This window comes from Acidiplasma aeolicum, assembly GCF_001402945.1.
In the GTDB taxonomy this organism is placed as follows: Archaea; Thermoplasmatota; Thermoplasmata; order Thermoplasmatales; family Thermoplasmataceae; genus Acidiplasma; species Acidiplasma aeolicum.
Genome location: NZ_LKBG01000286.1, coordinates 13,093 through 27,759 on the forward strand (window position 1 = coordinate 13,093; position 14,667 = coordinate 27,759).

The following is a 14,667-nucleotide window of genomic DNA, read 5'->3' on the forward strand; positions in this document are numbered from 1 at the left end:
TCCTTACCATAAACTTTTCCTGAAAAAAATTGTAATAAAACTAAAATGAATTTTTAGGACCCAAAAATTTAGATGCAGTTATTATAAAGTTAAATTTTATACATTAATATTATAAGGCATTTCATTTATAATAAAATTAAATAATTTAATAAATATTAACAATGATGCACGGTGGCAGGGTCCATGAAACTGCAAGGGAAAACGGTTTTAACATAAAATCAATCATTGATTTTTCCTCTAGCATGAATGATTTTATTAAATTACCCGAGATTACCATGGGTAGGGAATGCATTGAAAATTATCCTGACACAGATTATGAATATTATAAAAATTACATATCAGGAGGGGAATTTAAAAAAGATAATATATTAATTGTCCCAGGATTGACATATTTTATCCATAGAATTATGCTGCTTTCATCAGGCAATATAATTATTATAACCCCCACATTCAATGAATATTTATATGCAAGATCAAACTCCAAAAAAGTTGAGATTCCTTTATATGTGATTCAAAAAAATCCATACATTTTAAAAAATTATAATTTTAACTCAATATTTATTGTGTATCCATCAAGCCCAACCGGAGAATTAATGGAAGCCAATGTTATGAATGCAATATTAAATATAAGTTTGTTAAAAAACGCCCGTGTTTTTCTTGATGAATCATTTATATATTTTTCAGAAAAAAGGCCGTTAAATGAAATTTCATTGATTAATAAATATGGCAATCTATTTGTGTGCAGGTCATTAACAAAGGCTTTTTCAATTCCCGGTCTTAGAATCGCCTATGTGGCATCAGCCCCTGAAAATATCATCATGATGGAACATGATTTTGATCCATGGCGTATGTCCTCTGCATCACTTAAATATATATCTAAAATTAATTATAATAATCTGGCAGGACTTCCAGAGATGGTTACGCTTGAGAGAAATTATATTATTAAAAGGATGCTGGGGCTTGGTTTCACTCCTGTTGGAAAACCGGTTGCAAATTATATAACATTTAAGGCCCCCGAACATATAAATACACTTGATCTTGATAAATTTTTAAAATCAAACGGCATATTAATAAGGATTCTTGATGATTATAAGGAATTTGGAACAAATTATATTAGAATTTCTGTTAAACGGAGGAATAAAAATGTTAGGCTAATATCAAAGATAAAGGAATACATGGGTGATTTATATAAGTAAAATAATACAGGTTCTTGGCACAACATCGGATTCAGGTAAGACCACTGTGGCCATGGCTCTATGCAGATACTACTCTGACCTGGGCTTTAGAGTCGCACCATTTAAAGCTGTAAACATGTCATTAAATTCAATATCCATAAGAAATGATGGGGAAATATCCCGTGCTCAGTGGTTGCAGGCGCTGGCCGCAAGGACTGAACCAGACGTCCATATGAATCCGTATATACTTAAGCCAGAGGGTTCAGGAAAATCACAGTTAATAGAACTTGGAAAATCGAAAGGTTCCATGCCACTAAATGAATATTTTAATTATCTTAAAATGCATGCCCCGGATGTTATTAAAAAATCCCTTGACTATCTGCTTGAACATTATGATATTATTATAGCCGAGGGTGCCGGATCACCCGCGGAGATTAACATGTTTGGCAGTGATTTTGCCAATACCTTTGTTTCAGGTATCTATAACACGCCTGCAATACTTGTTGCCGACATAGACCGCGGTGGCGTTTTTGCCTCCATTTATGGTACAGTAAAATTAATGGAGAGACCTGATCTATTAAAATATATAATAATAAATAAGATGCGGGGTGATACATCAATACTTGAAACAGGCATAAATAAAATAGAGGAACTTACCGGGAAAAAAATTATTGGCATAGTTAAATATACAAACATAAATCTTCCAGGAGAGGATTCCATGAATTATAATAATTCAAAACTTTACAGCAGAAATGTGGCCATAATAAAATATCCACACATGGAAAATTATAGCGATTTTGATCCATTATATTTATTTGGTATAGGTTATAATTATGTTGACAAAAATAATGTTGATGATATTCTGGATGCAAAAATAATAGTCCTGCCAGGATCGAAACTTGTATACTCTGACCTTGAATATATTAAAAATCATGGCATATATGAAAAAATAATGGAGATGTCAGGAAAATCAATAATAATAGGCATATGTGGTGGATACCAGATGCTTGGAAATAAAATAATGGACCCACATAGAATAGAATCAGAACAAACAGAATATACCGGTCTCAATTTACTGGATGCTGTAACATACTACAATGAAAAGAAAACTGCACGTGGTGTAACATACAGGCTAAATTCCAAACTATTTGGTAATACATCATTTTTTAATGGATATGAAATACATTTTGGATCAGTTTATGATCAAAATGATGCCCCTTTAAATGAATTGTGCGGGGGCTATGAGGGCTCAATCAATAAGAACGTAATTGGAACAAACATACATGGGATCTTTGAAAACACTGAATTCCTGGAGTATCTATTTGGATTAAAATTCCAGAATTATAACTCCATACTAAATAATAACATAGATACAATATCAAGGTCCATAATTTCAGGCATAAATGAAAAATATCTTAAAGAACTGATATTATGACACTAATTATATTGTTTCCAATTATTATTCTGATATTTTCTTATATATATGATATTTTTCTTGGCGAACCACCATTAAAAATACATCCGGTTGTGATTCTGGGAAAAATCATTGATTTTACATCCATTTATTTTAGAAAAATAAGCCAGAAAAGAATTGCAGGGCTTTTATTTCTTTTATTTATCATTATTTTATATGTAATTCCCTCAGCAATCCTATTTCTAATATTTCGCCTCAATAATCCCTATGCAATCTTAATTTATCTTTTAATTTCCATCTATATTTTGAAGTCCACATTTTCGGTAAAATCCATGCATGACCATATATTAAAAATTATTCATGCACTGGAATTAAACAATATTGACATGGCCAGGAGAAGTACATCACTTGTTGTCAGGCGCAGTACCGAGAATATGACACCGGGTCTTATATCATCGGCCGCTATAGAAACAATAGCCGAGGGCTTTGTTGATGGTTACCTCACCCCAATTTTTTTTTACTCATTTACCGGGCTGGCCGGTGCACTGGCATGCAGGGCCATAAATACTATGGATTCAATGGTGGCATATAAGGATAAAAAAAATATTAAATTTGGATATTTTACTGCACTAGCAGACACAATTATTAACTACATACCTGCAAGGCTTTCGTGTATTATCTTTTTCATTAGCTCAATGATTCTTGGCTATAAATCAAAATTCAGAACCGGTATTAATTCAACAGATAGTGTTAATGCCGGATTTAGTATAAATTCAATGGCTGGAATATTAAACGTGAGGCTTGAAAAGGTTGGTGAGTATATTATAAATGAATCTGGCAGGGAACCCAATATCAACGATATTAAAAGGGCACTGAAAATTTATTATTTATCAAGTTTAATATCCTTAGTTTTTGCGTGCATAATAATCTATATTTTGTATCTTGCCGGGATAGTTTTAATAATTTAGAGGTTTTATATTAATTCATATTTTTATTATAAGATTAATATAAATTTAAATATTGGGATAAATAAGGATATTCGTGATAACAGATTTTGCATTTAAATGTGTATTAATGAAGTTAATTATAGGAATACTTATATAGTCTTTTTAAATACAAATCTTGGAACTGTAAGATGTTTAAAATAATCTTGCAGTAAAAAGACTGTCGAAGTGTTATCATGACCGATCTTTTAGAAGATTTTGAAACAAAGAGAGAATCAATCCGGGAAGAGGTTGAATCACACATTAAAAAGCGAGATGAGGCTAATGCACAGGCGCAAAAATATGCCAAGATCCGGGACGAACTTAATCAGAAAACCCATGAAATGAGGGAGCAGGCCAAGGCTAAGATCGCTGAAAAAAACGACCTTATTGAGAAGATCAAAACCTTAAGGGAAGAAAAGGAGGAGCATTATAAAAATCTATCAGAACTTAAAAAGAAGCTCAGGGAAATTAAAAGCGGGGAAGCGTCCGGACTGGATATTAAGGATATTAAGGATATTAAGGCCAAGGAAAAGGAACTCCAGTATCTTGAAAAAAGGCAGCAGACAACAGAGCTTACAAAGGAGGAAGAAAATAAAATTATAGTGGAAATAAGAAGACTTAACAATGAAATCAGGAAGGCCAAGGCAAACAGGGAGGAGGAACTATTAAAAAATAAGGACATAAAGGAGCTAACTGATAAAATTAATGAGGAAAGAGCACTTGGAGAGCAGTATAAAAAGCAGATAGAGGAAATGTCAGAAAAGATCTCGAAATTAAGTGATGAGATCAATACCATGCTTCAGGAGCTTGATGAGGTACGCCATACAGCAGATGAGAACCATGAACTATTTGTAAAATACAGTCAGGAATCAGAAAAGGAGCATGCCGCATTTATAAAGGCAAAGAACGATTTAAGGGATCTGGAAAAGGCCATATATGCCATAAAAAATAAAACAAAGGTTAGCAAAAAGAAGGAAAAGGAATCTGAACTTCAGGAAAAGGCCTCAGAGCTTTATGAGAAGTTTAAGGCTGGAGAGCAGCTTACCACAGAGGATCTTTTAATTTTGCAAAAGGCTGGTTTCCTGTAATTATGAAAACCTACAAGGTAGGATTTTTATTAATAATTTCCGGATTTATACTATCATTAATTTTCGCCGTGCTGGGCATAGATAAGGTTGGATTATTTCTCTTTTTTCCATTTATTATAAGTACCAATCCTGTTTCAATAATACCATTTTTATTAATTTTTATAGGTTTTATAATGCTTTTTATATCCCCTATATTTGTCTTAAGGAATGAATATGAAAATAAATACGATGATTACTATAATAATGATATCTATCAGAATTTAAATCAGGATAAAAATGTAATAAATGAGGATAAGAATAAAAAAAATTCATTTGGTGGCCTCATAATGGTTGGGCCCATACCAATTATTTTTGGTAATGATAAAAAAATGATTTATATATCCATGATAATAGTTGTTATAATAATACTTCTTTATATATTCTTTATATATCATCTTCTATAATCTTTGATGCCAGTGATACGTTATATATTCTTGATTTACCCTTTAATTCCAGTTCTGGTGATATTATGCTGTCCACAATTTCTGAATCCTGGCCAATAACACAATCCCTCATTATCACAGAATTCTTTATTTTTGAATTCTCTCTAACTGTTACATTGGGCATTAATATTGAATTCTCTATCTCAACATTTTTTTCTATATTAACAAAATCATATATGGCCGAGCTCTTTATTTTAACATCCCTGTCAATTTTTATTGAGTTCCCTATATAACTGTTATAGATCTGGCATGAATCAAATTTGGATGATGTTTCTATTATGTTTTTTCCCTTTATAAGTTCATCATTGTATTCCTTTCCATATTTATTCACCATTATCTGATTTGCCCTTATAAGGTCGTTGGGCCTTCCCGTATCAAGCCATATGCCCTTCCCAACATAACCATATATTTCAATGTTTTTTCTTAATAATCTTGGAAAAAGGTCACGTGCGAAATCATAGGGCACTGTTTTAATGTAAGATAATATTTCGGGCTCAATAACATATATGCCTGTATTGGCTATATGTGAGAATGTTTCCGATTCTGATGGCTTTTCCAAAAATTTAGTTATTTTATTATTCTTAAGCTCCACTATCCCAAACTGGCTTGGGTCAGAAACCTCTGTTAAAACTATGGTAATTTTGGCATTATTCTTTTTATGGAAATTGATAATATCCTTTATATCAAAATCAGATAATATATCCCCGCTGCCAACAACAAAGGTATCATCTATGAAATTGGATATTAATTTTATGCTGCCTGCCGTACCAGCCGGCTCTTTTTCAACGGAAAACAATATGCTCTGATCCGAATTTTTTGTTTCAATTATACTTTTAATAAGGGCCTCAAATTTGTAACCTGTTGTGACTATGACATCATTTATTCCGGCCCTGTAGAAAGAGTCAAGAAGATATGACATGCATGCCTTTCCGGCCACAGGTATTATTGGTTTTGGAATGGAATATGTTATTGGTCTGAGCCTTGTACCCTTTCCGCCAGCCATTACAACTGCTTTAAAAACCATGAATACCAATAATATATTATCTTATTAATTTTTTTAATGTATGTATAATTTTAATGTAAAATTTAAATATTCCAGTGAATATTAATGCGTGTTGATTTAAATGAATCATATAATTTTTATAAAAAAAGCAGTCTCTGAGGCATTTGCCAGCATATAGTTATTGGTTTATATGAAGAAAGTTTTAGCATCAAAAAGATTAGATCTATAGGTGTTTGTTAACATGGTTAACAGAAACCAGAACAAGATTACTAGAAATTCATTTATATAAATACGTGGATTTATTTCTAATAGATTTATTTATAAATTATTTATTAATAATAGTATCGATATATATACAATTATTTATTATAATATTTATGAATAACTATACGACTAAAAATAGAAGCTATAGATGGATTGGCATTGCGGTGTTGTTTTCATCTTTTACTGCTTTGTTGGCAATTACATTAAGTGGTATAAATTTGTACGGAAATAGCGCCATTTTAGCTCTTTATTTTACTAATCACATATCACTTTCTTCAGCTGAGTTATCTCTCAGTGCTCTGGTTTTTCCTGCAGGATTTGCAATAAAATATCTGCTGGGCACAGCAGGATATGAAGCCTTTATTGACGGAACAACAATAATTTTTATCAGGTATACCGTTCTCGATGTTTTGGGATTTTGGGGATGGATGATACCGGCTTCAATATCAGGTGCATCAGCATGACTAAGAAAATAAAAAGCTTAAATTATGACATTTATTCCTATTTTTTATATTATTTTTTAGTTTTATATTTTGCCATAATTTTTGTGGCCTTTTTTCATACATCTATATTCATACTTTCTTCCACAATTAAAAGAGAAATATTTATTGCATTGGTACTGTATCTAAGCTTTTTGTCAATGAATTATTATAAAACAGGATATTTAAAGCCTTTATATGCATTACTGGAGTTATTTCCACTCCTTCCAATAATTTTATATTTTAAGGGTAAGTTCTTTTCTAAAAACCAAAAGGAGTTAGGTACATATTTTATATACTCTCTCCTATTATTTATTTTTATTTTTTCCTTTACCATTGTGATTTCTGCATTAGCATTGATATATAAACCTTTATTTTTCAGCATGGTTGGAAGTAAGCCCTATGCAGATAAATTTTTGAAGCCTGTAGCTGTCTATAAAAATACTTCGTCTTTCATAATTTTACATAATCTAGCATTTCTTTCATTAATAATATTGGGTGGCCCATTTCTATATATTCCAACCTTCGCCGGTTCGTATTTCATGGCTATAATTACAATGCCAGTACTGGCAGGCGCTATTATAAGCGGATATTTTAATTATATTTTACCAAACGCTATTCTGGAAATTTCTGGAACAATAATAGCCGCTGCCTCCTCTTTTATTTTATTCATGTTTGTATTGGAATCAATTAAAGAAAATAAGCAATTTATATTCCCTAAAAAATATTTAAAATACATCATTTCTGGACTTATTATGTCCCTTATGAGTTTTCTGTTTGCATGGCCTATTGAAGTTTTATTGATTACTAGGAACATCACGTTTGTATGGCTTAAGGCCTTCTATTTTATTGATTTATATATTCTGGTGGTTGATTTCATCATTATTTTTAAGTTATTCAGGGGAACTTTCATGTCCCCTCTAGAATATTTTAGCCTTTATTTTTTCATCTCTTTATTTTTATTTGGTTTAGTTGGTGCAAAAACAATACACTCATCAATTTGGTATTTAATATTATTTGGTACCTTCTCCAATTATTTTATGTTATATTCACTATTTTCAATATTTAATTCTAATAATGAAATAGGTAAAATAGATGGTGACCTCATTTATGTAATAGCGAGGGGAAAAAGTATGACCCCTGTCATAGAGGGGGGAGATATTCTTATTATTAAGAGAGTTAACAGCATAGAAGAATTAAGTATTGGTGATATAATAACATATAGAACATCCGCCATATATTCACCACTGAATAATTCTGGAATTGTAACCCATAGAATAATTAAAATTATGGGGGATAAAATTTTTGCCAAGGGTGATAATAACGCGTCTATTGATGCTCAAACAATATACCCTGATGATATTATAGGTGTTGTATTAGCAAAATTAACATATATAACAGGAAAGGTACAAACATTGGAGATTTTAAAACAGGATGATAAAATTAAAAGCGAATTTCCCTACATTAATAATTTAAATCCAAGAGTTAAACATAATAATCAGTTTCATGAATTTTATCTAGTACTAATATCCTTTTTATTAATCATCTTGGTATTGGTTTAAATTGTAATTTTTCTCTAAAGTCTAGAATAAAAATTGATCTTTTTAATCTTAAAAAAGTCAATTAATTTTAAATATGATTGAATGGATGTGATTTATATTTGGATCAAATTTATGGCAAATTAATTATGCAACCAATTCCAATTATTAAGAAAAGTTAAATATTTTAATTAAAATAAGCCTAAAATGAATTATAACATACCGGAACCAAAAGTTTTTCCGCAGAGGGTTAGATCATCCAAGAGGAAATGGTATGCTATAATTGTAATTATTATCCTTTTAATATCATCATTTTCAATACTCTCGGCATTACATCCGCATCCAATTGCACCTGAAACTTCCATTGCATCAGCAGGCAACTATGTAAGCACCGGCACACCATATAATATTACAATTAAACTCAATCAGCCCCCAAAATACGTGAAAATTTTCTGGGGGGATAATACAAACTCAAATATAAGCACATCCGGTACAGCCATCACCATAAGCCATATTTATACAAATCCAGGAATATATTATATACATTATTTTGCAGTCTTTACCTCAGGTATTTTATTTCCAGATTATTATATACCGGTTTATGTATCTTCTAACTATTTTTCAAATTATACGGCACAGGGCATATTGTCAGTGTATAATTATTCAAGGTCACCCATAAATCCTGACTCAAATATTTTTTATCCTAATACTAATATGAATATATCGGGATCATTTACACCTCCTGATGATCCTAATTACAGCCTTATTTCAGGAACATTTTATCTTTTTAAAAATGGAAATATTATAAAAACTTTTAACATTAATACATATTTTGATCACAGTTCAAAATCATATGTATATAAAAATTTAATTTTTAATTTTAATCATACTGCACCAGGAAATTATACAATGGAGCTTGTTACATATTCTGGAAACGTTTCATCATCGGGAAGTGTTAGTGATATCATATCATCAAAATATTTTCTGGATGTTATTATAACATCCAAAATCCCACATATTTATATAGATAAGAACATGCCATACATTGCATTTGCCTCATCATCACCATATAACAATCTTAATCCAGAAACTGCATATACGTCTGGGGATATGCAGATTTTAATGAACACCGAGGAATTCCTATTTTATTATAATCAGACCTCAGGCAAGTATTATCCAAATATAGCAGATTACCCAGAAATAAAAAATGATAACAAAACCTTTATATTTAAAATATCAAATTCATTTAAGTTTCAGAATGGTGAAACTGTAAATGCCTATGATGTTTATTATTCACTTGTAACTGACATAATCCTTGACAATGTAACACCCCAATCACCAGGATGGCTGCTTGCTCAGTACGTAATCCCTGGGAACTATTATACAAATGTAACATATAATAATATAAAGAACGCAATATCGTATAGCAATACATCAAACACTGTTACAATAAATTTTACCCATCCAATGAGCAATGAAACAGTTTACAGAATACTCACATCTCCTGGTGCATTTATTACATCGGCCTCTTATATGATCCAGCATGGTGCTGTTCTAAATATTACAAACGCTGGAATAGAAAAATTCAGGTCAAACTATGAAGATGGAAACTACAGTTACTTTGTAAACCACATCATCTCTGATGGCCCTTATGAAATTTTATCATTAAATAAAAACGCTGTCACGCTTATAAGAAACCCGTTTTTCATGGGAACAAAATATAATGCAATCCCGCATTTTGATATAATAAAAATATATTACGGCCTTTCCCTGGCAGGCAGGCTGCAGGGATTAAGATTAAATGCACTGCAGATGGCCTCTGTGCCATATGAATATTCAAATGCGTTCAGTGCAATAAATAATATTTCAATATCGGGCAATGTAACATATTCCGAAATATACAGTTTTAATTCAAATGTAAATCTAACAATGCTTGGAAACTACGGTTATTTTAATATGCCATATAATTTATTCTCAAATATAACTGTCAGGGAGGCTTTTTATAATGCATATCCAGGAAATAACCTGACACTTTCCAAGCATCTGTGGGATCAGTTTGTGTTAAATGCCGGTGATAAATATAATATAAAAAATTCAAGTGGTGTATTTCTCTATAATAACGCCACATTAAAAATACCATTATTTGTCAATTCTATAATAAATGACCCGGAGGTTGTTAGATATATTAACAATTTGCAGGGTGTCATAAAAGGATTAAAGGTAATAATAATTCCAGTTACAGGAGATAAAATGAAATCATACGAATTTTATGGTAATAATCCAATGCCTATTTACCTATCACTTTTACCCTTAAATATGAATTTAACCGAGAAAATTAGCTATCTTGGAAATCCAGAAAATGGAACATACATGTATCAGAACGGTTTCAGCATAGGACTGTACAATAAAAGCCACAAAAATCAGACCAAACTTATGTTAAATTTAAGTGCCTCAATAAATAAACTAACATTTAATTATTCAAGTAAGAACATAACCGATGCCCAGGAAAATCTCAGCATGCTCTACCTTTATATATTCACAAATGAAAATGTAACAATAACACATATTCATAGATCCAGTATTTATGGTTTTAGGTACTCTTTAAATAAAAATTATAACATAATAACATTTAATACATTATATTAGTTTCTTTTAAACTCGAGTATAGGAAGCATGCCACCCTGCCGTTGTAATAATCTGTGAATGCCGGTTTATTGTCCTTGCATATATCCATTGCATATTTGCAGTTCCAGAAATATGGACATCCAACCCTGTTCTCCTCCCTGCTTATTTCTCTTCCCGACATCATATCCATGGAAAATGGGTGCAGCTGCTCATTATTAAATTTTACTGTTGAATTTTTCTCCACAGGCATGCCTGCATATATGACGCAGACATCATTGAATGCCCATGGAAATTGAATCACAGCCCTTGGTCCTGATGCCACTGCCAGGGTGGCAAATTTAAATGTCTTTGATAATATATTTACATTTTTTAGTAAATTTCCATCCACATCTCCAGGTTCCTCAATAATAAGTAATTTTACATCGGAGAATGCATAAATAGCAAGCAGTATATGCTTAAGCAGTTCTGGGTCCACCTCATGGGGGTATTTATTAAGTTCTGAAGTATCAGATTTTATATTAATATATTTTAAATATTCGAGTATGTAGGCGTTTATTTCACTGTTAAGATCATGTTCTATTCCATGCCTGTTTATCCTGAGCAAAAGATTAAAAAATCTAAAATTTTTTTTCTCCATATCTATTCTAATCTTGTCCCTTGCATAGCTGTAATTATATTTAGAATTTTTTTTATAATAAATATTGACATAATCATCCTTAAATCTATAGAAATCCCTTAATTCAACTATATTTGCAAGATCTATGCCCTTTTTCTGGAGCAGCATAATCTCCATGAGTTCATTTTCTGGCTCCTCTGATCTTTCAAGTACATTCTTTATTTCATTTAATTTATTAATAACGCCGTATTCTGTTGCCCAGTATCTAAGATAATTTTCAGTATCAGGATACTTTTTATAACCATCCATTAAAAGTTTAATATCCTCCCTAGAAAATGTTTCCCTTCTTAAAACAGCATTTAATATCCTTACCCTTGCAGAATATGGTATAAAATCTATTATTTGATCCTTAATTTTTAAGGTTTTATCAAACAGTTCGCATGCGTGTTCAGGTATTATAAACACATTTTTAAGCGAGTATGCTGCGGCCATTAAATTTTTATCGTTCTTGCTGTATCTTTTAATTCTATTAATTAAACCTGAGACATCCTCACCGAGAATTTCCATTGTTCCTGATACTTTAATATTTTCATCGGCATTAAGATAAAAAATGGACATAAACAGATCCTTTCTCTCATCATTAAAGATTAGAAGTACGCTTTCATTATCCATTATTTCATGGTTTAATCCGTATAGTCTAAGGTTTTTATTATTAATAGCCGAGAAGTTATTGAATTTAATAACAGGATTATTCCTTTCCATAGATTCCGGACCTCCTGATGCCATAGCCTAACCCGTGGGCAGAAAGAACGAATAATGACAGAAAAATAACTGGAAACATTTCAACCCACCACATCCCAATGGATAAATAAGTAATTCCGTTGCCGTTAATATACATTAATGTACCAAGATTAACCAGCAAAAAATTGCCTGTATAAATACCAAAAAATAAAATTAAATTAATAATTGCATACATTGTTCCAATATCTGAAAATATATATGGAATCAATTTTTTAAAGACATATTTTATTAAATATATTAAATTTCCATCAGGTCTTTTAAGATTAATCAGGCGCCTGATATAAAATGGAAACCATGAAATTCCTGCACCTATTATTATGCCATAAATTGACGGCCTTATAATGTACATTAATATTAATATGAACACCATATAAGGCATGCTGAATAGGGATAAATTAAAGAGTCCTATTATTTTACTATAAATCCTATTTCTTAAATAATAACCGGGGAAGGAAATTATAAATCCTATTAAAAGGGCAAGAAAAACCGAGGAAAATGTTAAAGTTAAATCCAGTTTTAGCGTGGCCAGCATTGCCGGAAGTAAATTTATTCCAAATATTGAGGTACCAAAATAATAGTGCCATCCATCAGAAAATTTTGGCGGGCTTGGAAATAAAGTTTTATTGTAACTAAATTCAATAAGGCTGTATATACTTTTAACACCAAGATAATAGGGATATAATTCATCAAGAATGTAAAAAATAATATAAAGTAAGAATACTGCAAGAAATACAATAAGTTCAAGGTTCCAGTTTCTAATATTCCTCTGCATTTTTTGTGCCCCCAAGTATCATTATATCCATCATTAAATTAAACACAATAACCATTGAAGAGAATATGAAAGCTGAACCAAGCATGCCCATCAATCCCGAAGGAAAATCAATTATTGAATATATAAAAAATTCACCAAGATTCATGTATGAAAAAATGTATGTAACTATTATAATTCCACTTAAATAAATTCCGAAGATTGTTTTGTACTCATGAAGCATAATATACCTTATATTTCTCTTAATATGATAAATAAAATTATCATCATCAACATTTTTTAAAATTCTGATCCTAACATATTTTTTTTTGTATTCAATTGTTGTAAGCCTCTTAATAAATATGGTAAGATACAATGCCACCGGTATAATAATTGAGACAAACGGCATTACAAACCTTAATAAATAATAGTAAAGGAATCCTAATGATCCATGTATAATCGCATCAAAAAGTATAATATCTGTTGGCCTTGTTATTATTATACCGTTGTTTGCATAGATAACCCATGAATATTTTGCTGCATAGTATTCAGGCATTATATATCTGTATGGTAATATTCTATATACCCCAGAAAGTATACCTATAAAAACTATTGGTAAAATAAAATATAAAACAGTTACAGGAAAAATATTTATATCAAGTCTCTGATCTTTCATGGATCTGAATCCAAGGAAGAAGCCTATTTTATATGAAATTACAAGTATAACAATAAATGCCAGAATTATTAAAAAAAGTGTTTCAGGCAGCATTTCCATTATACCTGTATGGGTACTCCCAGAATATATCAAATTGGATGTATTTCCGAGCCTTAATGTTATTAAATCATATATAAAATAGAAATACTGTATAAAAAGAGGCTTGTTTAATCCAAGAATGTTATTTGCGCTGGACAATGAGTTATAATCTGCATAGATATATGAAGACGGAATTAATTTTTCAATAATAAAAAGCACAAGAGTAACGCCTATAAAAACTGAAAGATATTTTATTAACAGTGTTTTACAGGCTTTTTTCCACATAAAATGCGCAATACAAAAACCACATTTAAATTTTTATGTTTTTCAGGATGCCATCAATTTTCATTCAGCGTATCGGTAAAAAAGGTCATTAATACATCATCAACGTATTTATTGTCTATTATAAACTGATTTTTTCTGACGCCCTCGTATTCAAATCCGATTTTTCTGTAGGCCTTTATGGCATTTACATTTGTTGAAAATACCTCCAGATTTACCTTTTTTATGCCCTCCTTTTTTGCCCATTTCAGTGCCTCAAGAATTAACCTTGTACCTATCTTCATATGCCTGTATCCAGATCTAATTGCTATGCCCAGATTGGCGGTATGCCTGTTTTTTTTATAAAGCCCCCTCTGCAATGTTAAAACACCAATGACCATTGAGCCATTGAGGCATATTAATGTTAACTCAT

The 14,667-nt window shown here is 31.0% G+C and carries 13 protein-coding genes; 8 read left to right on the forward strand and 5 right to left on the reverse strand.

The window, feature by feature from the left end; all coding sequences use genetic code 11:
- The first annotated feature begins 164 nt into the window (after positions 1 to 164).
- The 5 genes from AOG54_RS09125 to AOG54_RS09145 all read left to right on the forward strand — a co-directional run bounded on the left by AOG54_RS09125 (position 165) and on the right by AOG54_RS09145 (position 5,106).
- On the forward strand, positions 165 to 1,196 hold the full coding sequence (locus AOG54_RS09125) for an aminotransferase class I/II-fold pyridoxal phosphate-dependent enzyme (protein WP_162200889.1): 1,032 nt from the start codon (positions 165 to 167) through the stop codon (positions 1,194 to 1,196).
- Entirely contained in the window at positions 1,180 to 2,610 is a 1,431-nt protein-coding gene (locus AOG54_RS09130) for a cobyric acid synthase (protein WP_236689105.1), read from the forward strand. The genes AOG54_RS09125 and AOG54_RS09130 overlap by 17 nt, the downstream gene beginning before the upstream one ends.
- Positions 2,607 to 3,557, forward strand: a complete 951-nt coding sequence (locus AOG54_RS09135) for a cobalamin biosynthesis protein (protein WP_048102130.1) — start codon at positions 2,607 to 2,609, stop codon at positions 3,555 to 3,557. The genes AOG54_RS09130 and AOG54_RS09135 overlap by 4 nt, the downstream gene beginning before the upstream one ends.
- 212 nt (positions 3,558 to 3,769) lie before the next feature.
- On the forward strand, positions 3,770 to 4,663 hold the full coding sequence (locus AOG54_RS09140) for a coiled-coil protein (RefSeq protein WP_055032637.1): 894 nt from the start codon (positions 3,770 to 3,772) through the stop codon (positions 4,661 to 4,663).
- Positions 4,664 to 4,665: 2 nt separating this feature from the next.
- Positions 4,666 to 5,106 (forward strand): TIGR00304 family membrane protein, encoded by a 441-nt coding sequence (locus AOG54_RS09145; RefSeq protein ID WP_048102132.1) that lies wholly within the window; start codon positions 4,666 to 4,668, stop codon positions 5,104 to 5,106.
- Here the strand turns inward: AOG54_RS09145 and AOG54_RS09150 are convergent.
- Positions 5,087 to 6,169, reverse strand: a complete 1,083-nt coding sequence (locus AOG54_RS09150; protein WP_048102133.1) for a sugar phosphate nucleotidyltransferase — start codon at positions 6,167 to 6,169, stop codon at positions 5,087 to 5,089. The two genes, AOG54_RS09145 and AOG54_RS09150, sit on opposite strands and share 20 nt — an antisense overlap.
- 461 nt (positions 6,170 to 6,630) lie before the next feature.
- Here AOG54_RS09150 and AOG54_RS09155 point away from each other — a divergent pair, with 461 nt between their 5' ends.
- From AOG54_RS09155 to AOG54_RS09165, 3 genes are all read left to right on the forward strand, one after another.
- Positions 6,631 to 6,876, forward strand: coding sequence for a hypothetical protein (locus AOG54_RS09155; RefSeq protein ID WP_156150336.1), 246 nt, complete (start codon positions 6,631 to 6,633; stop codon positions 6,874 to 6,876).
- Positions 6,873 to 8,453 carry a signal peptidase I gene (locus AOG54_RS09160; protein ID WP_055032639.1) on the forward strand — a complete coding sequence of 527 codons (1,581 nt, stop codon included), beginning with the start codon at positions 6,873 to 6,875 and terminating at the stop codon, positions 8,451 to 8,453. The genes AOG54_RS09155 and AOG54_RS09160 overlap by 4 nt, the downstream gene beginning before the upstream one ends.
- 183 nt (positions 8,454 to 8,636) lie before the next feature.
- Complete coding sequence (locus tag AOG54_RS09165; RefSeq protein ID WP_048102137.1) at positions 8,637 to 11,075, forward strand: ABC transporter substrate-binding protein; 2,439 nt, start codon at positions 8,637 to 8,639, stop codon at positions 11,073 to 11,075.
- On the opposite strand, the gene AOG54_RS09170 is transcribed toward AOG54_RS09165, so the two are convergent.
- The 4 genes from AOG54_RS09170 to AOG54_RS09185 form a co-directional block, all read right to left on the reverse strand.
- Positions 11,059 to 12,456 carry a hypothetical protein gene (locus AOG54_RS09170; protein WP_156324237.1) on the reverse strand — a complete coding sequence of 466 codons (1,398 nt, stop codon included), beginning with the start codon at positions 12,454 to 12,456 and terminating at the stop codon, positions 11,059 to 11,061. The genes AOG54_RS09165 and AOG54_RS09170 overlap by 17 nt on opposite strands.
- Positions 12,419 to 13,243 carry a hypothetical protein gene (locus AOG54_RS09175; RefSeq protein ID WP_048102139.1) on the reverse strand — a complete coding sequence of 275 codons (825 nt, stop codon included), beginning with the start codon at positions 13,241 to 13,243 and terminating at the stop codon, positions 12,419 to 12,421. Before AOG54_RS09175 ends, AOG54_RS09170 begins: the two co-directional genes overlap by 38 nt.
- A complete protein-coding gene (locus AOG54_RS09180) occupies positions 13,227 to 14,258 on the reverse strand; it encodes a hypothetical protein (protein ID WP_048102140.1) in 1,032 nt (343 codons plus the stop codon). The genes AOG54_RS09175 and AOG54_RS09180 overlap by 17 nt, the downstream gene beginning before the upstream one ends.
- A 53-nt stretch (positions 14,259 to 14,311) precedes the next feature.
- Positions 14,312 to 14,667, reverse strand: a 356-nt coding sequence (locus AOG54_RS09185; RefSeq protein WP_084795545.1) for a GNAT family N-acetyltransferase, incomplete at its 5' end; no start/stop codon positions are given.